This is a genomic window from Actinoallomurus oryzae (genome assembly GCF_039541955.1).
In the GTDB taxonomy this organism is placed as follows: domain Bacteria; phylum Actinomycetota; class Actinomycetes; order Streptosporangiales; family Streptosporangiaceae; genus Actinoallomurus; species Actinoallomurus oryzae.
On the sequence record NZ_BAABHF010000025.1, the window covers coordinates 197486 to 219672 of the forward strand.

Annotated in this window: 18 protein-coding genes; 15 read left to right on the forward strand and 3 right to left on the reverse strand. The window is 72.7% G+C overall.

Annotated elements, in window-relative coordinates; all coding sequences use genetic code 11:
- Positions 1–46: 46 nt before the first annotated feature.
- The 6 genes from ABEA10_RS24565 to ABEA10_RS24590 all read left to right on the forward strand — a co-directional run bounded on the left by ABEA10_RS24565 (position 47) and on the right by ABEA10_RS24590 (position 5056).
- Positions 47–1114: a M24 family metallopeptidase gene (locus ABEA10_RS24565; protein WP_345467812.1), complete on the forward strand. Its 1068-nt coding sequence runs from the start codon at positions 47–49 to the stop codon at positions 1112–1114.
- Between the two features lie 35 nt (positions 1115–1149).
- The gene (efp, locus tag ABEA10_RS24570) at positions 1150–1707 is read left to right on the forward strand and encodes an elongation factor P (RefSeq protein WP_329258263.1); all 558 of its coding nucleotides are present in this window, start codon (positions 1150–1152) and stop codon (positions 1705–1707) included.
- 2 nt (positions 1708–1709) lie between these two features.
- Entirely contained in the window at positions 1710–2126 is a 417-nt protein-coding gene (nusB, locus tag ABEA10_RS24575; protein ID WP_345467815.1) for a transcription antitermination factor NusB, read from the forward strand.
- A gap of 113 nt (positions 2127–2239) precedes the next feature.
- Positions 2240–2983: a methyltransferase domain-containing protein gene (locus ABEA10_RS24580; protein ID WP_345467818.1), complete on the forward strand. Its 744-nt coding sequence runs from the start codon at positions 2240–2242 to the stop codon at positions 2981–2983.
- 222 nt (positions 2984–3205) lie between these two features.
- Positions 3206–4477, forward strand: a complete 1272-nt coding sequence (locus ABEA10_RS24585) for a DNA polymerase IV (RefSeq protein WP_345467820.1) — start codon at positions 3206–3208, stop codon at positions 4475–4477.
- Positions 4478–4660: 183 nt separating this feature from the next.
- The gene (locus tag ABEA10_RS24590) at positions 4661–5056 is read left to right on the forward strand and encodes a DUF3040 domain-containing protein (protein ID WP_345467822.1); all 396 of its coding nucleotides are present in this window, start codon (positions 4661–4663) and stop codon (positions 5054–5056) included.
- 180 nt (positions 5057–5236) lie between these two features.
- Here ABEA10_RS24590 and ABEA10_RS24595 read toward each other — a convergent pair whose 3' ends face one another.
- From ABEA10_RS24595 to ABEA10_RS24605, 3 genes are read right to left on the reverse strand one after another with little or no spacing between them, the layout of a single operon-like run.
- Positions 5237–7630, reverse strand: coding sequence for a transglutaminase TgpA family protein (locus ABEA10_RS24595; RefSeq protein ID WP_345467825.1), 2394 nt, complete (start codon positions 7628–7630; stop codon positions 5237–5239).
- Positions 7627–9045: a DUF58 domain-containing protein gene (locus ABEA10_RS24600; protein ID WP_345467827.1), complete on the reverse strand. Its 1419-nt coding sequence runs from the start codon at positions 9043–9045 to the stop codon at positions 7627–7629. The genes ABEA10_RS24595 and ABEA10_RS24600 overlap by 4 nt, the downstream gene beginning before the upstream one ends.
- A complete protein-coding gene (locus ABEA10_RS24605) occupies positions 9045–10025 on the reverse strand; it encodes an AAA family ATPase (protein ID WP_345467829.1) in 981 nt (326 codons plus the stop codon). The genes ABEA10_RS24600 and ABEA10_RS24605 overlap by 1 nt, the downstream gene beginning before the upstream one ends.
- Positions 10026–10530: 505 nt before the next feature.
- On the opposite strand from ABEA10_RS24605, the gene mraZ reads away from it, so the two are divergent.
- From mraZ to ftsW, 9 genes are all read left to right on the forward strand, one after another.
- Complete coding sequence (gene mraZ, locus ABEA10_RS24610) at positions 10531–10962, forward strand: division/cell wall cluster transcriptional repressor MraZ (protein ID WP_329258285.1); 432 nt, start codon at positions 10531–10533, stop codon at positions 10960–10962.
- A gap of 325 nt (positions 10963–11287) precedes the next feature.
- Positions 11288–12355, forward strand: a complete 1068-nt coding sequence (gene rsmH / locus ABEA10_RS24615; protein WP_345467833.1) for a 16S rRNA (cytosine(1402)-N(4))-methyltransferase RsmH — start codon at positions 11288–11290, stop codon at positions 12353–12355.
- The gene (gene ftsL / locus ABEA10_RS24620; protein WP_345467835.1) at positions 12352–13278 is read left to right on the forward strand and encodes a cell division protein FtsL; all 927 of its coding nucleotides are present in this window, start codon (positions 12352–12354) and stop codon (positions 13276–13278) included. Before rsmH ends, ftsL begins: the two co-directional genes overlap by 4 nt.
- A 218-nt stretch (positions 13279–13496) precedes the next feature.
- Entirely contained in the window at positions 13497–15239 is a 1743-nt protein-coding gene (locus ABEA10_RS24625; RefSeq protein ID WP_345468206.1) for a peptidoglycan D,D-transpeptidase FtsI family protein, read from the forward strand.
- A gap of 41 nt (positions 15240–15280) precedes the next feature.
- Complete coding sequence (locus ABEA10_RS24630; protein WP_345468209.1) at positions 15281–16852, forward strand: UDP-N-acetylmuramoyl-L-alanyl-D-glutamate--2,6-diaminopimelate ligase; 1572 nt, start codon at positions 15281–15283, stop codon at positions 16850–16852.
- Positions 16849–18252, forward strand: coding sequence for a UDP-N-acetylmuramoyl-tripeptide--D-alanyl-D-alanine ligase (locus ABEA10_RS24635; RefSeq protein WP_345467837.1), 1404 nt, complete (start codon positions 16849–16851; stop codon positions 18250–18252). Before ABEA10_RS24630 ends, ABEA10_RS24635 begins: the two co-directional genes overlap by 4 nt.
- The gene (mraY, locus tag ABEA10_RS24640; RefSeq protein ID WP_345467840.1) at positions 18249–19310 is read left to right on the forward strand and encodes a phospho-N-acetylmuramoyl-pentapeptide-transferase; all 1062 of its coding nucleotides are present in this window, start codon (positions 18249–18251) and stop codon (positions 19308–19310) included. Before ABEA10_RS24635 ends, mraY begins: the two co-directional genes overlap by 4 nt.
- A complete protein-coding gene (murD, locus tag ABEA10_RS24645) occupies positions 19292–20704 on the forward strand; it encodes a UDP-N-acetylmuramoyl-L-alanine--D-glutamate ligase (protein ID WP_425550952.1) in 1413 nt (470 codons plus the stop codon). Before mraY ends, murD begins: the two co-directional genes overlap by 19 nt.
- A 207-nt stretch (positions 20705–20911) precedes the next feature.
- Positions 20912–22171 carry a putative lipid II flippase FtsW gene (gene ftsW / locus ABEA10_RS24650; RefSeq protein WP_425550953.1) on the forward strand — a complete coding sequence of 420 codons (1260 nt, stop codon included), beginning with the start codon at positions 20912–20914 and terminating at the stop codon, positions 22169–22171.
- Positions 22172–22187: the final 16 nt, after the last annotated feature.

Genomic DNA, 22187 nt, shown 5'->3' on the forward strand with positions numbered 1-22187 from the left:
GCCCTCCCGGTGTGCCCCGGCGCGCCGCGGCGCGTACAGTCGGGACATGCCCGGGATCCATGAGACACGCCGCGCGCGCCTGGCAGCGCTCGTCGCCGACCAGGGAGCCGACTTCGCCCTGGTCACCCGGCTGGTCAACGTCCGCTACCTGTGCGGTCTGGCCAGCTCCAACGCCGCTCTCCTCGTGGGCGCCGACGGCACCACCGTGCTCGGCACCGACGGGCGCTACGCGGGCACCGCGGCGCGCGTCTGCCCGGAGCTGGAGTGCGTCGTCGACCGCGACACCGCCGGCGCGCTCGGCTCACGGGCGTCCGGGCGGCTCGCCTTCGAGGCGCACGACGTGACCGTGGAGGCGCACCGCACGCTCGCCGAGGAGCTGGAGGGCATCGAGCTGGTGCCCTTGGGCCGTGCCGTCGAGGAGCTGCGCCAGGTCAAGGACGAAGAGGAGATCGCGCTGCTGCGCGAGGCCTGCGCGATCACCGACCGCGCGTTCGACGCGGTGCTGCCCTTCATCCGGCCCGGCCGTACCGAGCGGGAGATCGCCGTCGCGCTGGAGCGGTCAATGGTCGACCTGGGCGCGGAGCGGCCCGCGTTCGCCACGATCGTGGCGAGCGGGCCGAACGGCGCGATCCCGCACCACGTGCCCGCCGCCCGCGTGATCGAGTCCGGCGACTTCGTCACCATGGACTTCGGCGCGCTGTACGGCGGCTACCACGCCGACATGACCCGCACCGTCGCCGTCGGCCCCGCCGTGGGCGCGCTGCGGGAGATCTACGACCTGGTCGCGGCCGCGCAACGCGCGGGCGTCGAGGCGGCGGTCCCGGAGGCCGCCACCAAGGACGTCGACGCCGCGGCGCGTGACGTCATCGACGCCGCCGGGTACGCCGACGACTTCCCGCACGGCCTCGGACACGGCGTCGGCCTGGAGATCCACGAGGCACCGCTCCTCGGGTACGACAAGACCGGTAAACTGACGGATCGAGTTCCGATCACCGTCGAGCCCGGCGTCTACCTCGCGGGGCGCGGCGGAGTCCGCATCGAGGACACTCTGGTCGTCCGTACGGACGGCGCGGAGCTGCTCACCAAGACGACCAAGGAACTGCTCGTCATCTAGACGCGGCAGGCCGCCGACGCAGGAGAACATCGCACGTGGCGACGACGAACGACCTCAAGAACGGCATGACGCTGAACCTCGACGGCCAGCTGTGGACCGTCCAGGAGTTCCAGCACGTCAAGCCAGGTAAGGGCGGCGCGTTCGTCCGCACCAAGCTCAAGAACATTCTTTCCGGGAAGGTCGTCGACAAGACCTTCAACGCCGGCACCAAGGTCGACGTGGCCAACGTCGACAAGCGGGAGATGCAGTACCTCTACCGTGAGGGCGAGGACTTCGTCTTCATGGACACCGAGACCTACGACCAGCCGCACATCCCCGGCGCCACCGTGGGCGACGCGGCCGACTACCTGCTGCCCGAGCAGAACGCCGTGATCGCGTTCAACAACGACACGCCGCTCTACATCGAGCTGCCCGCCGCGGTCGTCCTCGAGGTGACCGAGACCGAGCCGGGTCTGCAGGGCGACCGCTCGACGGGCGGCACCAAGCCGGCCACGGTCGAGACCGGCGCGGTGATCCAGGTCCCGCTGTTCATCACGACCGGCGAGAAGATCAAGGTCGACACCCGGTCGGGCGACTACCTGGGCCGCGGCTGACCGTGGCCGCACGCAGCAAGGCGCGCAGGCGGGCCCTGGAGGTCCTGTACGAGGCCGAGGTCCGCGGCGAGCAGCCGGCCGACGTGCTCGCCCGGCGCGCCGCGGACGCGAGCCAGCCGCTCGCCGAACAGGCGTTTCTCGGCCGGCTGGTCGAGGGCGTGGCCGAGCACCGGGAGCGCATCGACGAGCTGATCGCGACGTACTCCGTCGGCTGGACCCTCGACCGCATGCCGATGGTCGACCGCAACATCCTGCGGCTGGGCGCCTTCGAACTGCTCTGGAACGACGAGGTGCCCGACGGCGTGGCGATCAGCGAGTCGGTGGCCCTGGCCACCGAGCTGTCCACCGACGAGTCGCCGCGCTTCGTCAACGGCCTGCTGTCACGCCTGCTCGAACTCAAGCCCTCGTTGTCGTTGTAGCCGTTTAAGCTGGGCGCTGTGAGGCGAAAGAGGCAGGGACCCACCGTCCACGCGGCTTCGCCGGGCCGGTGGTGCGCGGCCCGCCCATGCCGTCCGGCATGGGGGGAGGCACGATGAACGAGCGTCCGCGCACGCGCCCGGCGCGCGGTGTCGTGTGGGAGATCCTGCGTGAGGTCCTCGACGAGAGCGCCAAGGCGTCCGGCCGGGCCGTCCTCGACGTACTCGACGCCGGGGGCGGCACCGGCGGGCTGGCCGTGCCGCTCGCCGAGCTGGGCCACCACGTCACCGTCGTCGACTCCAGCCCCGACGCCCTCGCCGGCCTGGAGCGCCGCGCCGCCGAGGCGGGCGTCCGGGTCCGCGCGCTGCAGGGCGACGCCGACGGGCTGCTGGAGGCGGTCGGCCCCGACAGCGCCGATCTGGTGCTGTGCCACAGCGTGCTCGAGTACGTCGACGACCCGGCCGCGGTGATGGCCTCGATCGCCCGCACCGTACGCCCCGGAGGCGCGGTCAGCGTCCTGGCGGCCAACCAGGTCGCGGCCGTGTTGCACCGCGCGCTCGCGGGACGGTTCGACGACGCGCGGCGGCTGCTGTCCAGCGCCCAGGGCCGGTGGGGCGAGCACGACCCGATGCCCCGGCGGTTCACCTCCGGCATGCTGGCCGAGCTCATCGCGGGCTCCGGCCTGGGCGTCGGTGAGGTGCACGGCATCCGTGTCTTCGCCGACCTGGTCCCGAGCGGCCTCATCGACGGCGAGCGCGGCGCCGCCGAAGACCTCCTCGCCCTCGAACGCGCGGTCGCGATGCATCCGGTGCTGAAGGACGTGGCCACCCAGCTCCACGCCCTCGCCCGCCGACGATGACGCCCCCGTCCACGCCGACGTCGGCCGTACGGATCACCGGTCGCCGCGGGAGACCGAGATGAGCCGCGAGCGGCGGTCGTACCGGCCGCGGACCGGCGTTCCGTACACCGAGACGGCCTGGGTACGGGAGCCGGAGACGGGCCGTGAGCGGCGCTCGCACCGGCGGGGGAGCGGCGTTCCGTACGCCGGGGCGCCGGCGCGCGTGCGGCGTGGGGGACCGGGATGAGCCGCAAGCAGCAGTTGCACCGGCCGGGTCCGCCGCCCGGGCCGCCGGCGGACGACACCGGCTGCGGCATCCTGCACGTCGACATGGACGCCTTCTTCGTGAGCGTCGAGCTGCTCGAACACCCCGAACTCCGCGGCCTGCCCGTGGTCGTCGGCGGCGCCGGCGGGCGCGGTGTCGTGGCCGCCGCGTCCTACGAGGCGCGCAAGTACGGCGTGCACTCGGCGATGCCGATGACCCGGGCCCGGCGGCTGTGCCCGCAGGCGGTCGTCCTGCCGCCCCGGCACGACAAGTACGCCGCGGTCTCGGCGGGCGTGATGGAGATCTTCCGCTCGATCACGCCGCTGGTCGAGCCGCTCGCGCTCGACGAGGCCTTCCTCGACGTCACGGGCGCGCTCCGCCGCCTCGGACGGCCCGCCGAGATCGGGCAGCTGATCCGCCGGCAGGTCGCCGAGCAGCAGGGCATCACGTGCTCGGTCGGCGTCGCGAGCACCAAGTTCGTCGCCAAGCTGGCCTCCACGCGGTGCAAGCCCGACGGGCTGCTCGTCGTGCCCGCCGACGGCGTCGTGGAGTTCCTGCATCCGCTTCCCGTCGCCGCGCTGTGGGGAGTGGGCGAGCGCACCGAGCAGACCCTGCGGAGCCTGGGCCTGCGGACGGTCGGCGACCTGGCCGCGACCCCGCTCGACACGCTCCGGCGCGAGGTCGGCGAGGCGGCCGGAGAGCACCTGCACAACCTCGCGTGGGGCCGGGACGAACGCTCCGTCGTCTCCGCGGCCAAGGACAAGAGCATCGGCGCGGAGGAGACCTTCGACGTCGACATCGCCGACCCCGAGAGCATCCGGCGCGAGCTGCTGCGCCTGTCCGACCGGGTGGGGGCGCGGCTGCGCGGCGCCGGCCACGTCGGGCGCACGGTCGCGGTCAAACTCCGCCGCGCCGACTTCACCACGATCAGCCGCGCCCGCACGCTCCGCGAGCCGACCGACCTGGCGCGCGAGATCTACGCGACGGCGTGCGCGCTGTACGAGGCGTCCGGGCTGGAGCACACACCGCTGCGGCTCGTCGGCGTACGTGTCGAAAATCTCATTTCCGCCGAGGACGCCACACGCCAGCTCGCGCTGGGCGAGCCGGAGACGGGCTGGCGCGAGGCCGAGCAGGTCATGGACCTGGCGGCCCGGCGGTTCGGCACCGGCGCCGTACGCCCCGCCGCACTCATGCGCCCCGACGGTGAGCGCAAGGCGTACTACGGTAAGGAGTTGCCTCGTGACAAGTGAGGGCAGTGTGACCTATGTGACCACGGACGGTGAACATGCTGATTGACTCGGCGATCGGCGCGTCTCCGGGGGAGCGTTTTCTTTTCCACGGTCGTCGCGGCTCGTATTCTGGGCATATCACCGATAGCCATGTCTCCGTCCGGCGTGGGTATACCCTTCGCGGGGCTGTCCTTGGGAGGCGCCGTGCCGCTCTCTGACCACGAGCAGCGCCAGCTCGACCAGATCGAGCGTGCGCTGTATGCCGAGGACCCGAAGTTCGTTTCCGCGGTCCGCTCGACCGATCCGAAGGTCCACTACAAGCGCAGGATCTGGAAGGCCGCGATCGGGTTCGTCCTCGGCCTGATCGTGGTGATGGCGGGGCCGATCCTGAACACGATGCCGATCAGCATCGTGATCAGCGTCGCCGGCTTCCTCCTCATGGTGTTCTGCTGCGCCTGGGGCCTGACGAGCTGGAAGCGCATGACCGGCATCGGAGCGGACCCCGACCCCCGGAAACGTGCCAAGCCGTCCCGCGCGCCGAAGGCGAGTTTCATGGAACGGATGGAGGAGCGCTGGCGCCGCCGCCACGAAGGCCCCTGACCGCCCCCGCCCGACCCCGGACGCGTGTCCGACGCCCCGCGCTGAAGGCTGCCCACCCGCGCCCGAACCCGACCGCGATCCCCGACGCGACGACCTTCCCTCCGCAAGAGTCGCGCGCCACGACCGACACGCCTGCGTGAGCCCGCCTGTCCGTGCGGCCCCCTAACTCTCCGTGGCCGGTCAGGTCGGGCGGCGGCGGCGTGGTGTGGCCACATCCAGCCACTCGAAGACGTCCATGATCCGGGTGCCCGCCCTTCGCAGGCTCCTGGTCGCCGACGGCGGGAACAGGCGGGCGCGCCACCGTACGCGCAGGCTCGCCCGGGCGCGGAACGCCGTTCGCAGCAGGCGCACGTCGTCACGGGGTGCCGTCAGGGGTTCGGCCGAGGGGGCGTACCGAGCCCGTTCCTCCGCCCGTGCCAGCCGCGCCAGTGCCTCCGCGGCCGCCCCGTCCAGCTTGAGGGCCTCGGCCAGCCGCCGGCCCGTCGCCCGCGGTGTCTCGCTCGCCGGCCAGCGGAACCCGTGGTCGGCCGCGTCCGCGCGCAGTTCGTCCCAGGCCGCGTGGGCCACCGCGACGTCCGTCTTCGCCCGGCGCCAGCGGCGCGCGCGGGTCAGGCGGCGCAGCGTGGCGGGCGTCAGCAGCAGGAGCACCACCACGAGGCCGATCAGCAGCCACGCGACCGGCAGGTGCGACGTGTGCTCCTCGGGCGCGGCGCCCGGCGCCGCGCGCTCGTCGGCGAGCGTGTCGGTGCGGTGCCGTGTGACGGTCGGCGCGGACGTGGAGACCGAACCCGAGCCGGTGCCGGTCGTCGGCACCTGCGTCTCCGGGTCGCTGCCCGGCGAGCCGGGGAGCAGCTGCGGGGCCGTGTACGACGGCACGGTGGCGCTGCCCTGGCCGCCGTCCCCGCCGGGCGTGGGCTCGAACCGCAGCCAGCCGACACCGGTGAAGTACAGCTCCGGCCACGCGTGGGCGTCCTTCGTGCGCACCACCCACTCGCCGTCCGACTGCTGGGAGCCGGCCGTGTACCCCATGCCGACGCGCGCCGGGATGCCGAGGACGCGGGCCAGCACCGCCATCGACGACGCGAACTGCTCGCAGTAGCCGGTACGGGAGGTGAACAGGAAGTCCTGCAGCGCGCCCCCGCGCTGTGGTGGAGGCGTGTTGAGGCTGTAGGTGAAGTTCCCCGGCCGGGTGAACCAGTCCTGCAGCTTGACCGCCTTCCCGTACGGCGTCGAGGCGCCCGCCGTCAGCTGGGCGGCCAGCTTGGTGATGTCGTCGCCGACCGAGTCGGGCACCGCGAGATACCGCGAGGTGATCGAGTCCGGCGGAGTGCTCTCGGTGACGAGTTCCTGGTACGTCGGCTCGGGGCGGATGCTCGAGACCGTGTACGACCGGCCGCCCGCCGAGTCGTGGGTCGAGAAGACCGTCAGCGACCGGGGATCGACCCGCCAGTCACCCTTGATGTTCACCTTGGTGGGCGGGTACGGCATCGGCAGCACGTCCAGTCCGTGCACCCGCGAGTCGATGCTGATGTCGGTGGTCACCGCCCGCGCGGGGATGGCACCGGCGCCCGGTTCGGCGGGCAGTTGCCTGTCCGCCACCCGCTCGTCCCGCCCGGCGCGCAGCGGCCCGGTCGACCAGGTCTCGCCGTTGAACCGGTCGAGGGAGTACATCCGCAGGTAGTCCGGTGCGGAGCCGTCCGTGGTGCGATACCTCAGCACCTCGGCGTCCCCCTCGCGTACGAGCTGGCGCCGTACGCTCACGAGCGGGTCGAGGGAGTCCAGGCCGGTGATCGAGCCGGAGCCCCTCCCGGATCCGGAGCCGCCGTCCCCGCCGATGCCGAGCAGCCCGCGCGGCTCGATGCCGGGCACCGCGAACGGCAGCACGATCGCGATCGCCACGGCGGCCAGCCCGATGCGGCGCCCGGCGGCCGCGAGCGGTCCGGAGTCCGGGCGCTCGTCTACGGGGACGGTGGCCGACCAGCGGCGGGTGAACACCGCCCGGCCCCAGCCGGTGAGCTGGTCCCGTGCGTCGGAGACCAGGAGTCCGAGGTACCCGCCCGCGCTCAGCAGGAAGGCGAGCCAGCCCGTCGTCTGCTGGCGCACCGCCGCCGGCACACTGTAGATCGCCAGGAGCGGGAGTCCCGCGAGCGCCGCCCGGCGGACGCGCACCGCCAGGAAATCGACGAGGATGGCGACCAGGCCGATTCCCGTGCCCGTCAGCATGTTGATGGCGGGCAGCATCGGCACCGGCGCCGCGTAGGCGTTCGCGTCGTGCCAGCCCTCGCCGAGCAGCCGGCCCAGCCGCGCCGTCGAGGAGGGCGTCGGGACGACGGCGAGCAGCGCCTGCCCGGCGGCGAACACCACGGTGAGGTAGAGGAACAGGACGGCCAGCCCGATCAGCGGGCACAGCGCGGCCGCCACGCGGAACCGCCGGGTGAGCGCCCCGGCGACGCCGACCACCAGGACCGCGCCGAACCCGGTGCCGAACCACCCGCCGGACTCGTACAGCGGGTACAGCCCGACCGTCGCCAGCAGTGTGGCCGCACACGCCACGATCGTCAGCCGCAGTCTCATGACGACTCTCCCCGGCTCGCTCCGTCCGTACCGGCCCCGGCGGCGTCGCCCGCGCCCGCCGCACTGCCGCCCGGCACCCCGCCGTTCGCCGGCGTACCCGGAGGACCCGCCGCGGGCAGCCGGACACCCGTGCGGTCCCGTACCGCGCGCAGCTCGGAGTTCTCCGACGCCTGGTCCGCGCCGGCCCACGCGGCCGGCAGCGAGGCCGCCGAGTCGACGGTCAGCACCCGCCAGCCCGCGGCCCGCAGCACCGAGGCCGCCCGTGCCGCCGCGTGCTCCTCGTCTCCGACCAGCACCGCGACGCACGTGGCGGTGCCCTGCCGGGACCGGGCCACGTCCTGGACGTCCTCGGCGGTCAGCCGGCCGAAGACGCCGACGACCAGGCCGTCGCCGTCGCGCGCCGCCGTGCGCAGCGCGGCCAGCCCGGTCCGCAGCGACCGCCCGGTGGACGTACGGGCGACCGCCAGCGAGTCCAGCAGCGCCCCCTCGAAGACGGCGGTGGGGGAGAACGTCTCACCTTCGTCCGTGACGTACCGCAGGCCGAGTCCCTCGCGTCCGAGCTGCACGCCGATCGAGGCCGCGACCGAGACCGCCTGCTCGAAGGACGAGGCGGCCCCCTGGCCCCAGTGCGCGCTCCGGCGGGTGTCGAGGAACAGGGTGCCGCGGCTCTGCCACTGCTGCTCCTCGCGCCGGACCATCAGCTCGCCGCGCCGGGCGGTCGAGCGCCAGTGCACCCGCCGCAGGTCGTCGCCGTGGCGGTACTCCCGCGGCGCGACGTCGTCCTCTCCGGCGGTGGAGATCGTACGGGCCCGGCTCTCGCCGCCGCCCGTCCACGAGCCGGTCAGCCGGCCGTGCGGCAGCGGCACGATCGGCGGCGTGACGGTCAGCCGGTTCGAGGTCGCGAACGACCGGGCCAGCTCCACCAGGCCGAACGGGTCGGCGAGCCGTACCAGCAGCGGTCCGACCTGGTAACGCCCCCGTACGTCCGGGCGGAGCCGGTAGACCATCTCCCGCCCGCCGCCGGGTTCGATCCGGTCGACGACGAAGCGTGCGCGGTCGCCGAGCGTGTACGGGACCTGGTCCTCCACGAGCAGGATCCCGGTCGGCAACCGCGAGATGTTCTGCAGGACGATGCCGACCTGGGCCTCGTGCCCCACGGGCAGCCGCGACGGGTCGGCGCGGCGCGTGCACGAGAGCCGGTAGCGCGTCCGCGACACGACCAGCCCCGACAGCACCGGCAGGATGAGGATGAGCACCCCCGCCCGCAGCAGGTCGCGCTCGCCCAGGATGAACGCGCAGGCGATCGCGGTGATGCCCGCCGCCACGAACGACCGTCCGCGAGTGGTCAGCGAGCCGAGCGCCCCGCGGACGGCGCGCCCCGGCCTGAACCCGGCCCGTCCGGTGCCCGCGTCCACTAGCGCCGGGGGTCGGGCACCGGCACGTGGGCGACCAGTTCGGCGACCACGTGTTCGGGCAGACGGCGTTCGACCTGGGCCTCGGCGGTCGGCAGCAGCCGGTGGGCGAGCACCGGCACGGCCAGGTACTGCAGGTCGTCGGGCAGAACGTAGTCCCGGTCCTCCAGCGCCGCGTACGCGCGGGCGGCGCGTACGAGGTGAAGGGTCGCCCGCGGAGACGCGCCGAGCCGCAGCTCGGGGTGCTCACGGGTGGCGGTGACCAGGGCGATGGCGTAGTTGCGCACGGAGGAGGAGACGTGCACGTTGCGGACGAGCTCGATCAGCTCCCGTACGTCACCGGCCCGCGCCACCGGGGACAGGTCGTCCAGCGGCGAGGTCCGGCCGTGCACGTCGAGCATCTGCAGTTCCGCGCCGGGCTCGGGGTAGCCCATCGAGATGCGGGCGGTGAAGCGGTCGCGCTGGGCCTCGGGCAGCGGGTAGGTGCCCTCCATCTCGACCGGGTTCTGGGTCGCGATGACCATGAACGGCCGATCCAGGTCGTACGTGTGACCGTCCACGGTGACCTGGCGTTCCTCCATGCACTCCAGGAGCGCGGACTGCGTCTTCGGCGAGGCGCGGTTGATCTCGTCGCCCACCACGATGTTGGCGAAGACCGGCCCCGGCTTGAACTCGAACTCCCGCCGCTCCTGGTTGTAGGCGCTGACGCCGGTGATGTCGCTCGGCAGCAGGTCGGGGGTGAACTGGATCCGCCGCACCGAGCAGTCGATGGAGCGGGCGAGCGCCTTGGCGAGCATCGTCTTGCCGACCCCGGGCACGTCCTCGATGAGCAGATGGCCCTCGGCGAGAAGAACGGTGAGCGCGAGGCGTATGACGTCCGGCTTGCCCTCGATGACGGACTCGATGGCCCCGGAGATCCGGCCCGAGATCTTCGCGAGGCCTTCCAGCCCCCGTCCGACGTCACCGTGTGTGCTGACTGCCACTAACCCCTCCTCGGGCCATCCGCGCGGCCACGCGGCCCGCCGCCGGTCCCGCGCCGGCCCGGCCTCGTCGCACACGGATGCGGATGGGGAGCTCCATCCGGTTTGTTCATGTTGTTGTGTTGCACCGACAGTACGTCTTTTGGGCTGGTTGGTGCGATGCTCCGTGCAGGAGGGTAACCCTCGATCCGGCTAACGGCCGCATCCGGGTGTTATTGGATTCACGCGCCATTTCGGATTCCCCACTTCACTCCATCGTGCGCGCGCAGTCCGTGCGTTTCACGTCATTCGGCGCCTTCCGCCTTCACAATGCGCCGCGGCCTCCTCGTGACCCCCCAGCGGGGGCCTCGTGGACGCCCCACTCTGCTCCACCTCTCTGACCTGCGGCTTTGTCTTGTGAAACGCCGCGAGCCAGGCGTTTTGGTCGTTGACCGTGGGGCAGAGTGGAGTAGAGTGGGGCGCCGTGGGGCAGGGTGCATCGCCTCACGGGGGGCGGAGGTGAGGCCGGATGTTCCTCGGCACTCATTCGCCGCGCCTGGACGACAAGGGACGACTGTTCCTGCCGGCGAAGTACCGCGAGGAGCTCTCGGGGGGATTGGTGATCACGAAGGGTCAGGAGCGCTGTCTCTACGTCTTTCCTGAGGCGGAGTTCCAGCGCATCACCGAGGCGCTTCGTACGGCACCGGTCACCGCCAAGGCCGTGCGGGACTACAGCCGGGTCTTCTTCGCCAGCGCCTCAGACGAGGTTCCCGACAAACAGGGGCGGATCACCATTCCGCCGGCCCTGCGCGCGTACGCCGGCCTGAGCCGCGACTGCGCCGTCATCGGAGCCAACACGCGCTTGGAGATCTGGGACGCGACCGCGTGGGAGACCTACCTGTCGGAGCAGGAGCCGCAGTTCTCCGATCTGTCCGAGGAGGTGCTGCCCGGGATTCTCTGACCGCACCATCGCCGGTCGCGGATCCGTTCGGCGAGGTCTCCACCCGCTCCCAACTGGCGCACCTTCCCCGGTGCCAGATGGCCGTAGCACATCTTCCTCCACGGAACAGCGGATGGGGACCTGGCCGGGCGAAGTCCGTAACGGGGGCCGGCGAAAAGCCATTGAGCGGTGAGCCGCAGAGCGCACCCGGGGCGATCACGCCCGGGTGAGAGTCCGCGTCGGCCGTCCGCGGGGTGCTCTATGCGCGTCGCCGGCACGGCGGAGCAGCAGGCGAGCGCGGCATCAGCGCCGTCCGCGAGCAGTGGCGTCATGTGAGAGGTTTTCGATGCGAGGCGACGAAGAGCGCGAGGGGGGACCACGCGCGACGGGGCACGTGCCGGTCATGCTCGACCGGATCCTGGCACTGCTGGGGCCGGCCCTGTCGACGCCCTCCGATGAGGACGTGTTCTTCGTCGACGCGACCCTCGGCCTGGGCGGACACGCCGCGGCCGTGCTCGAAGCCCACCCACGCGCCACGCTCATCGGTCTCGACCGCGACACCAGCGCGATCGAGCGGTCCGGCCGGCGGCTCCAGGCCTACGCCGGGCGCACCCACCTCGTCCACGCGGTGTACGACGAGATCCCGCGGGTTCTCGCCGAGCTCGGCGTCTCCGGTGTCCACGCCGTGCTCTTCGACCTCGGGGTGTCGTCCCCGCAGCTCGACGAGGCCGAGCGTGGCTTCGCCTATTCCTATGACGCACCGCTCGACATGAGGATGGACCGCACCCAGGAGCTCACCGCCGAGCAGGTGGTCAACACATACTCCGCTTCGGACCTCACGCGCATCCTGCGCGACTACGGCGAGGAGCGGTTCGCGCGGCGCGTGGCGGAGGCGATCGTACGGGAGCGGGGGCGCGCCCCGCTGACCTCGACGGGCAGGCTCGTCGAGGTCGTCCGTGACGCGATCCCCGCCGCCTCGCGCCGCACCGGAGGCCACCCGGGCAAGCGCACCTTCCAGGCCCTGCGCATGGAGGTCAACGGCGAGCTGCCCGCGCTGGAGCGGGCCCTGCCGGCCGCGCTCGACGCCCTCGTGGTGGGCGGCCGCGTCGCGGTCCTGTCCTACCACTCGCTCGAGGACCGCATCGTCAAGCGGGCCTTCGCCGCGCGGACCACCGACACGACACCACCCGACCTGCCGGTTCCCCTGCCGGAACGACAGCCGCGGTTCCGCCCGCTCACCCGAGGCGCGGAGCAACCGTCCGACGAAGAGACCACGACCAACCCACGGGCCGCATCGGCGCGCCTTCGCGCCGTCGAGCGGACCCGTGAGCGTGAGGGACGTCCGCGAGGCGGCGCGAGGCCGCTCGACGAAGACCCGCCGAGCGGGCGGAGGCAAGCAGGAGGCACCACATGACCATGACGACTCCGCCGCAGGAGACGCGCACCCGCCGCCGGCGCGGGGACGACGACACGCCGGCCCCGCGGCCGGCGCGCCGCCGCCGCACGCCCGAGCCGCGCGAGGCCCAGGGTGACGCGGACACGGGCGGAGCGGTCAAGCAGCGCCCGGCGAAGACCGGCACCGCCCGGCCCGGCGCCCCGAGGCCGAAGAAGAACGCCACCGCGAAGACCGGCGACAGGTCCGGTGCGGCCAAGTCCGGCGCCACGAAGACCGGCGCCACGAAGACCGGCTCCGCGAGGACCGGCGGCGCCAAGACCGGTGCCGCGAAGCCCGGCGCCGCGAAGGGCACGGCCGTCAAGGGCACGGCCGCCAAGAGGAGCGCCGTCAAGGCGCGCCCGGCGACCACCACGGAGCGGAGCCGGTCGGCGGCGGTCCGCAAGCCGTCCTCGAAGGCCGCGGCACGCCGGGTCGCGCCGCCGCCGCGCACCCCCTTTGTGCTGCTCGTCGTGGGCCTGCTCGGCGGCGCCCTGGTGAGCCTCCTGCTGCTCAACACCGTGCTCGCCCAGGACGCGTTCACCCTGAGCGAGCTGCAGCGCGGCAACCAGCAGCTGGGCGAGCGCAAGCAGGCGCTGCAGGAGGACATCAACCGGGAGGACAGCCCGTCGGTCATCCACAACAAGGCGCGCGGGCTCGGCATGGTGGACGGGCGGCGGCCCGCCTTCATCGACGCGCGCACCGGTCAGGTCACCCAGGGCGGCACCCGCCCGCCGGGCGTCTCCGACGAGGCGATGGCGGCGGCCGCCGGCGCGGGCGTCGCCGGAGCCCCCGGCGCGATCATGCCGCCCGCCGGCGCGCCCACTCCCAAGACCTCAGCCCCGACCGCTTCCCCCGGAAAGGCGTCGGACGGCACCGGCCAGAAGGGAGGCGGCACGCGGTGACGGCACGCCGTGGCCGCGGCCCGGCCGCCCCGCCCCCCGGCGGGCCGCGGGGGGCGGGCCCGGGAAAGAGCGGCCAGACCGGCCGTCCCGCCGGTCCGCGCAACTCCGCGCCCCGCACCGGCGGTGGCCGTGGCGCCGCGACCAAGCCGCCGCCCCGGCGCAGGCCGCCGCGTCCCGCGTCTCCGCCGCCGCGACGGCCCCCGAGGCCGCGGGGCGTGATGATCCGCCGTGACCCGGTCAAGCGCCTCAACGTCGGCCTGGTGCTCGTCGCTTTCGTGCTGTCGCTGTTCGCCGGCCGTCTCGTCCAGCTCCAGGGCATCGAGTCCAAGGGCTACGCCGAAGCGGCGGTGCGCCAGCGGCTCAACCGCATCGACCTGCCCGCCGTCCGCGGGCCGATCAGCTTCGCCGACGGCCAGCCGCTCGCGATGACCGTCGACGCGCGGGTGATCTACGCCGACCCGGTGATGGTCGAGGCAGGCCAGCGTCAGCGGATCGCCTCCACGCTGGCGTCGATGTTCGGGCTCGACCAGGCCGAGCTGCTCAAGAAGCTCACGCCCAGCTCGAAGATGAACCGCTACGTGGAGCTGGTCCACCACGTCGAGCCCGACCGGGCCCGCATGGTCACCCAGATGGGCTTCAAGGGCATCGGCTCGCTGCAGGAGTACCGCCGCGTCTACCCCGGCGGCGATCTCGCCGCCAACGTCGCCGGTTTCGTCAACAGCAACGGTGACGGCGGCGCGGGCCTGGAGTCGAGCATGAACACCATGCTCAAGGGCAAGAGCGGCTGGCAGAAGGTCGAGCTCAGCGAGACCGGCCAGCGCATCCCCATGGGCGAGGACGAGATGAGCAAGCCGATCCCGGGCAAGGGCATCCGGCTGACCCTCGACCGCGACATCCAGTGGAAGGCCCAGGACGCGATCGCCAAGCAGGTCAAGGCCACCGGCGCGCAGAGCGGCAGCGTCATCGTCATGGACCCGCGGAACGGCCAGGTCATCGCCATGGCCACCACGCCCACCTTTGACCCGGCGCACTACCTCAAGTCGCCCGAGGCCAACTGGGGCAACCGGGTGGTCCAGGAGGGCTTCGAGCCGGGCAGCACCAGCAAGGTCATCACGGCCGCGGCGGCGATGGAGGCGGGCGGCGTCACGCCGGCGACCCCGTTCACCGTGCCCGGCACCCTGACCCGGTACGACCGCACCTTCCACGACTCAGAGGCCCACGGCATCGAGCACCTCACCTTCGGCGGCGTGCTCGCCAAGTCGAGCAACATCGGCACGATCCTGGCCAGCGAGCGCGTCACGGCGACGCAGCTGTACCAGTACATGCGGGCGTTCGGCTACGGCGAGGACACCGGGATCGGCCTGCCCGGCGACAGCGAGGGCATCCTCAAGCCGGTCGACCAGTGGTGGGGCACCGACCGCTACGCCATCGCCTTCGGCCAGTCGGTGTCGGTCACCGCCCTGCAGGTCGCGAGCGTGTACGCCACGATCGCCAACGGCGGCGTGCGCGTGACACCCAACATCATCGCCGGCACCCTTGACGACAAGGGCACGCTCACCCCGTCGGCCCGCCCGTCCTCGCGCCGGGTGATCAAGCAGTCCACGGCGAGTGACCTGACCCGGATGCTCGAGGGCGTCACGAGCAAGGACGGCACCGCGCCCGAGGCGCAGATCTCCGGCTACCGGGTGGCGGGCAAGACCGGCACCGCGCAGAAGGTCAACCCCGACTGCCGCTGCTACACCGGGGGAGGCTACACCTCAACGTTCGTCGGCTTCGCGCCCGCCGAGAACCCGCAGCTCGTGGTCGAGGTCGTGCTACAGAAGCCGCAGAAGGGGTACTACGGGGGCGAGGTCGCGGCGCCCGTGTTCAAGGACGTCATGAGCTTCGCACTGCAGAGCCGCCGGATTCCGCCGTCCGGCAGCAAGTCTCCGAAGATCCGAATCTACGCAGACCACCGGTGACCGGCGGTACTCTCTCCGCCGTGTCCAACAGACCCGATCCCATGCGCCCCAAGTCCGTGCCCGCCCGCTCGCTGTCCGGGCTCGTGTCCCTGCTCGGCCTGAGCGAGCAGGGACAGCCGATACGGGGGATGGTCACCGGGGTGACACACGACTCCAGGAAGGTACTGAAGGGCGACCTGTACGCCGCCCTGCCCGGCAGCCGCTTCCACGGCGCCGTCTTCGCCGAGCAGGCCGCCGCCGCGGGGGCCACCGGGATCCTCACCGACCACGAGGGCCGGATCCGCGCGGAGCGCGCCGGCATCCCCGTGCTCGTCGTCGACGATCCGCGCGCGGTGCTCGGCGAGGTGGCCTCCTGGGTGTACGGGCGGCCGGTACGCGACGTGGCCCTGCTGGGCGTCACGGGCACGAGCGGCAAGTCCACCACGACGTTCCTGCTGGAGGCGGGCCTGCGGGCGGCGGGCCACGAGACGGGCCTGATCGGCGGCATCGAGGTCAGGGTCGCCGGCGAGACCCTCCCGAGCACGCTGACCACGCCGGAGGCCACCGACCTGCACGCGCTGCTCGCGCTCATGCGCGAGCGCGGGGTGACGGCGGCGGCCATGGAGGTCTCCAGCCACGCCCTCGACTTCGGCCGCGTCGGCGGCGCCTTCTACGAGGTCGCCCTGTTCACGAACCTGTCCCAGGACCACCTCGACCACCACGGCACCATGGAGGCGTACTTCGCCGTCAAGGCGCGGCTGTTCACCCCCGAGCTCAGCCGCCTGGGCGTGGTCAACGTCGACGACGACTGGGGCCGCCGCCTCACCCACGTCGCCAAGGTCCCGGTGACGACGTTCTCCGCCGACGGCGACCCCGGCGCCGACTGGCGCGCCGCCGGCGTGCGCCTCGAGCCGTACGGCAGCACCTTCCGGGTGATCGGGCCGGGCGGCGTCGAGGCCGAGGCGCGGGTGCCGCTGCCGGGCCCGTTCAACGTCGCCAACGCCCTGGGCGCGATCGTGGCGCTCGTGGAGGCCGGCATCCCCCTGCAGGCGGCGGTGCGCGGCATCGGGAGCCTCGGAGGCGTCCCCGGCCGTCTGGAGCCGGTGGACGAGGGACAGGACTTCACCACGCTGGTCGACTACGCGCACAAGCCCGGGGCGGTCGAGGCCGTGCTCGGCACCCTCCGTCCGCTGACCAAGGGCACCCTCACCATCGTGCTCGGCTGCGGCGGCGACCGCGACAAGGGCAAACGCCAGATCATGGGAGAGATCGCGGCGCGCCGGGCCGACGTGGCGGTCTTCACCAACGACAACCCCCGCACCGAAGACCCCTGGGCGATACTCAACGCTATGGTCGGGGGAGTACTCACCGTGCCGGAGAACGAACGGGCGCACATCGTCGTGGAGCCCGACCGGGCGGCGGCGATCGCGCTCGCGATCGGCCGCGCCCGGCGGAGCGACGTGGTGCTCGTCGCGGGCAAAGGTCACGAACAGGGGCAGTACATCGCCGGTGAGGTCTTCCCGTTCGACGACCGGGAGGTCGTACGGCGGGCGCTGCGCGAGCGCCGCGCCGGGGCCCTCGGCGATGTCGCGAACACCACGGCCGCAGCGGCCGACGACGAGGAGCAGTCTTGATCCCACTCTCGCTCGCGCGGATAGCGGAGATCACCCGCGGCAAGCTGGACGGGGCGTCCCCGGAGGCCGTCGTCGCCGGACCGGTCGTCATCGACTCGCGCAAGGCCGAGCCCGGCGCGCTGTTCGCGGCGCTGCGCGGCGAGCGCCTCGACGGACACGACTTCGCCGGCCAGGCGGTGGCGGCGGGCGCCGTGGCGGTGCTCGCCGAGCGCGAGGTCGGCGCGCCGGCCGTGATCGTGGACGACGTCCTCACCGCGATGGGCGCGCTCGCCCGCGGGGTCGTCGACCGGCTGCCGGAGGTCACCGTGGCCGGCCTGACCGGCTCGGCGGGCAAGACCTCCACCAAGGACCTCCTCGCCCACCTCGCGTCGCGGCTGGGCCCGACCATCGCGCCGCCCGGGTCGTTCAACAACGAGATCGGCCATCCGCTCACCGTCCTGCGGGCCACCGAGGGCACCCGCTACCTCGTCCTGGAGATGGGCGCGCGCGGCCTCGGGCACATCAGGCACCTCACCGGGATCGCGCCCCCCGACATCGGCATCGTCCTCAATGTCGGCAGCGCGCACATCGGCGAGTTCGGCAGCCGCGAGGTCGTCGCCCGGGCCAAGGGCGAGTTGGTCGAGGCGCTGTCCGCGCGGGGCACCGCGATCCTCAACGCCGACGACCCGCTCGTCCGCACGATGGCCGCCCGCACTCCGGCGCGGATCGTGACGTTCGGCCGGGCGCCGGACGCGACCGTGCGCGCGGTCGACGAGTCGCTCGACGAGACGGGCCGGCCCCGGTTCACCCTGGTGACGCCCGAGGGCTCGGCCGCCGTACGGCTGCGGCTGCACGGCGCGCACGCGGTCGCCAACGCCCTCGCGGCGGCGGCCGCCGCGCGGTGCCTGGGCATGCCGGTCGCGGACGTCGCCGAGGGGCTTTCGGAGGCGGAGCCCGCCAGCCGCTGGCGCATGGAGGTCACCGAGCGACCCGACGGGGTCACGGTGGTCAACGACGCCTACAACGCCAACCCCGAGTCCGTCCGCGCCGCCCTCGACACCGTCATCCACATGGCACGCGGCGGGCGCGCGTATGCGGTTCTGGGCGGAATGGCGGAGTTGGGCGCGTCGACGGTCGAGGAGCACGAGAAGATCGGAGCCTACGCCGCCCGTGGCGGCCTGGCGGGACTCGTCGCCGTGGGCGACACCGCCGGGGCCGTGCTGAGGGGCGCCGAGCAGGTGGGCACATGGACAGGAGAAGGCGTGCAGGTCGAGGATGTCGGCGCGGCGGTGGCCGCGCTGGGCGAGCGGTTGCGGCCGGGTGACGTCGTGCTGATCAAGGGATCGCGCGTCGCCGGGCTCGAACGGGTCGCCGAGGCCGTGCTGGCGGCCGTACCCGTCGAGGGGAGCGACGACGCGTGAGGACCATCCTGGTCGCCTCGGCCCTCTCACTGATCATCGCGCTGCTCGGCACCCCCCTGTGGATCCGGCTGGTGCGCCGGCTCGGCTACGGCCAGATGATCCGCGAGGAGGGTCCGCAGGCCCACCTCGGCAAGCGCGGCACGCCCACGATGGGCGGCACCGTGTTCATCGTGGCCGCGCTCGTGGGGTACCTCATCGCGCACCTGGCCACGACGACGCGGCCGACGGTGTCCGGCGTGCTGGTGCTGCTCCTCATGACCGGACTCGGTGTCGTCGGGTTCGTCGACGACTACATCAAGGTCTTCAAGCAGCGCAGCCTCGGTCTCCGCAGCGGCGCCAAGATGATCGGCATCATCATCGTCGGCGCGGTGTTCGCGCTGCTGTCCCTGCGCTTCCCCAACGGCTACGACATCACGCCCGCCACCACGCACCTATCCTTCCTGCGCGACTTCGGCCCGTCGATCGGGCCGTACATCTTCGTGGGCTGGGCGCTGCTGATGATCGCCGGCACGTCCAACGCCGTGAACCTCACCGACGGCCTGGACGGCCTCGCCGCCGGCGCGGTCGGATCGGTCCTGGGCGCGTACGTCCTGATCGGCAACTGGCAGCTCCGCAACAGCTGCACCCTGATCGGCCTCGCCCCGAACTGCTACACCGTCCGCGACCCGCTCGACCTCGCGGTCGTCGCCTCGGCCGTGCTCGGCGCCCTGGTCGGGTTCCTGTGGTGGAACGCCCCGCCCGCCAAGATCTTCATGGGCGACACCGGCTCGCTCGGCCTCGGCGGCGTCATCGTCGGCCTGGCCGTGATGACCCGCACCCAGCTGCTGTTCATCATCCTCGGCGGCCTGCCCGTGATCATCACCCTCTCGGTGATCATCCAGGTCGGGTCGTTCAAGATGACCGGTAAACGGGTGTTCAAGATGGCGCCCCTGCAGCACCACTTCGAGCTCTCCGGCTGGGCGGAGACCACGATCGTGGTGCGGTTCTGGCTGATCTCGATGTTGTGCGTGGCCGCCGGGCTGGCGCTGTTCTACATCGAATGGATGCCGGGCCATTGACCGGCGCACACGCCACCGGATGGGACGGCCGGGCGGTCTGCGTCGCGGGCGCGGGCATCTCGGGCCGGGCGGCGGCGCGTGTGCTCGCGGCCCGGGGCGCCCGGGTCACGGTCGTCGACGCGCGTGACGACGAGGCCCTGCGCGAGAAGCTCGCGCTGCCCGGCGTCACCGTGCGCCTCGGTGACGGCGAGACGCTGCCGGACGGCACGGACCTCGTCGTCACCTCACCGGGCTGGCGCCCCGACGCGCCGCTGCTCGCCGCCGCGGCGAAGGCCGGCGTGGAGATCATCGGTGAGGTCGAGCTCGCCTGGCGCCTGCGCGGCCCCGGCGCCGCGCCCTGGCTCGCCATCACCGGCACCGACGGCAAGACCACGGTCGTGCGCATGCTCGCGTGCATGCTCGAGGCCGCCGGGCACCGCACGCTCGCGGTCGGCAACGTCGGCACCCCGATCGTGGAGGCCGTGACCGGCGACGGCGCCGAGCCGTACGACGTGCTGGCGGTCGAGCTGTCCAGCTTCCAGCTGCACTGGTCCGGTTCGGTCCGCCCCTACGCCGCGACCGTGCTCAACCTGGCACCCGACCACATCGACTGGCACGGCTCCCTCGAGGCGTACGCCGCCGACAAGGCCAAGATCTTCGCCCCGGGCACCCTCGCCGTCGTGAACGCGGACGACGAGTGGTCCACCCGGCTCGGCGCGGGCGCCGAGCGTTCGGTCGGGTTCACGCTGGGCTCGCCGAGCGCCGGGCAGCTCGGCCTGGTCGAGGACATGCTGGTCGACCGCGCCTTCACCGACGACCCGGCGCGCGAGGCGGCCGAGCTGGCCGAACTCTCCGACGTGCGCCCCTACGCCCCGCACAACGTGGCCAACGCCCTGGCGGCCGCGGCCCTGGCCCGGGCGTTCGGCGTGCCGGCCGAGGCCGTACGCGATGGGCTGCGCCGGTTCACGCCCGACCCGCACCGGATCGAGCTGATCGCCACCGTCCGCGACGTCGCCTACGTCAACGACTCCAAGGCCACCAACCCGCACGCCGCCGCCGCGTCGCTGGCCGCGTACCCCTCGATCGTGTGGATCGCCGGCGGCCTGCTGAAGGGCGCCGACGTCGACGAGCTCGTCCGCTCGTGCGCCGGCCGGCTGCGCGGCGCGGTACTCATCGGACGCGACCGGGCACAGATCGCGACGGCACTTGCGCGACACGCGCCGAATGTCCCGGTGGTGGATGTCGCCGACACCGACACTGGGGCCATGGACCGTGTCGTCGCCGCGGCCACCGCCCTGGCGCGGCCCGGCGACACGGTGCTGCTCGCGCCGGTCGGAGCCTCCTTCGACATGTTCGCCGGCTACCCGGCGCGCGGCGAGGCCTTCGCCGCCGCGGTCAGGCGCCTCGCGCCCTGACGGCCGGAGCGAGCCCGCCCGCCAGGGCGGAGGTGATCGGTGGGCACCGTGGGCGGCGAAGAGAGTGAGCCATGAGCGAGCGGAGCGAGCGAACCAAAGAACACGCGCGCATGGTCTCTCCTCCGGCGAAGGAGGGCCCATGAGCGAGCGGAGCGAGCGAGTCAGAAGACACGCGCGCATGGTCTCTCCTCCGACGAAGGAGGGCCCATGAGCAGCGAGGTGAGGGTGCGGGCGGAGGAGGAGGAGTCCGGGCCGCGCGGCTGGTTCTCGGGGATGGCGGGGCTGCTCGACCGGCCGTTGACCTCTTACTACCTGGTGCTGGGCTGCTCGATGCTGCTGCTCGCGCTCGGCATGGTGATGGTGCTGTCGGCCTCCAGCGTCCGGCAGTACCAGAACACCGGCTCGGCGTACACGCTGTTCGAGAAGCAGGCGCTGTGGGTGGCGATCGGCCTGCCGATGATGTGGCTGGCGAGCCGGATGCCGGCCAAGGTCTTCCGCACGCTGGCCTACCCGCTGATGCTGCTGTCCGGCCTGGCCCTGGTCGTGGTGCTGGTCCCCGGTCTCGGCCAGAGCGTCAACGGCGCGCAGCGCTGGATCAGCTTCGGCGGCCCGTTCCAGCTCCAGCCGTCCGAGCCGGCCAAGCTCGCGCTGATCCTGTGGGGCGCCGACCTGCTGGCGCGCAAGGAGCGGCTCCGCCAGCTCACGGAGTGGCGGCAGCTGCTGATCCCGCTGCTGCCCGGCGCCGGCGTGCTCGTCATGCTCGTCATGCTCGGCAACGACCTGGGCACCACCCTCGTCCTGTTGACGATCTTCCTGGCCCTCCTGTGGGTCGTGGGCGCCCCCGGGCGGCTCTTCGTCGGCATGGCCGGCGTCACGGGTGTGATCGTGGCCATCCTCATCGTCGTCGAGCCGTACCGCATGCAGCGCCTGACCGGTTTCCTCGACCAGTCCGGCAACCAGCTCACGTACAACTACCAGGGCATCCAGGGCCTGTACGCCATCGCGTCGGGCGGCTGGTTCGGCACCGGGCTGGGCGAGGGCCGCGCCAAGTGGAACTTCCTGCCCAACCCCGAGACCGACTTCATCTTCGCCATCATCGGGGAGGAGCTCGGCCTGATCGGCACGCTCATCGTGCTCGGCCTGTTCGGCCTGCTGGCGTACGCCGGGCTGCGGATCGCCCGGCGCGTCAAGGACCCGTTCATGCAGCTCGCCGCCGCCGGGGCCACCGCGTGGCTGGCGGTCCAGGCGATCGTGAACATCGGTGCGGTGATCGGCGTCCTGCCCATTACGGGTATCCCTCTGCCATTGGTGTCGTACGGTGGGTCAGCGTTGATCCCTACGCTGATCGTTCTGGGCATGCTGTTGTCGTTCGCCAAGCGCGAGCCCGGCGCCCGGCAGGCCCTGGCAGCGCGTGGTCCGGGTCCGGCCGCGCTGGCTCTAAGCTGGCTGGGCCTGGCCAAGCGCTGAGCATGTGCTTGTACCG

Excerpts from the sequence above, each read along its gene's own strand:
- ABEA10_RS24580 (WP_345467818.1), top strand. The coding sequence starts at position 2,240 with ATGAACGAGCGTCCGCGCACGCGCCCGGCGCGCGGTGTCGTGTGGGAG.
- ABEA10_RS24625 (WP_345468206.1), top strand. The coding sequence starts at position 13,497 with ATGATCCGCCGTGACCCGGTCAAGCGCCTCAACGTCGGCCTGGTGCTC.
- ABEA10_RS24565 (WP_345467812.1), top strand. The coding sequence starts at position 47 with ATGCCCGGGATCCATGAGACACGCCGCGCGCGCCTGGCAGCGCTCGTC.
- ABEA10_RS24630 (WP_345468209.1), top strand. The coding sequence starts at position 15,281 with ATGCGCCCCAAGTCCGTGCCCGCCCGCTCGCTGTCCGGGCTCGTGTCC.
- ABEA10_RS24595 (WP_345467825.1), bottom strand. The coding sequence starts at position 7,630 with ATGAGACTGCGGCTGACGATCGTGGCGTGTGCGGCCACACTGCTGGCG.
- rsmH (WP_345467833.1), top strand. The coding sequence starts at position 11,288 with ATGCGAGGCGACGAAGAGCGCGAGGGGGGACCACGCGCGACGGGGCAC.
- murD (WP_425550952.1), top strand. The coding sequence starts at position 19,292 with ATGGATGCCGGGCCATTGACCGGCGCACACGCCACCGGATGGGACGGC.
- ftsW (WP_425550953.1), top strand. The coding sequence starts at position 20,912 with ATGAGCAGCGAGGTGAGGGTGCGGGCGGAGGAGGAGGAGTCCGGGCCG.
- ABEA10_RS24585 (WP_345467820.1), top strand. The coding sequence starts at position 3,206 with ATGAGCCGCAAGCAGCAGTTGCACCGGCCGGGTCCGCCGCCCGGGCCG.
- ftsL (WP_345467835.1), top strand. The coding sequence starts at position 12,352 with ATGACCATGACGACTCCGCCGCAGGAGACGCGCACCCGCCGCCGGCGC.
- mraZ (WP_329258285.1), top strand. The coding sequence starts at position 10,531 with ATGTTCCTCGGCACTCATTCGCCGCGCCTGGACGACAAGGGACGACTG.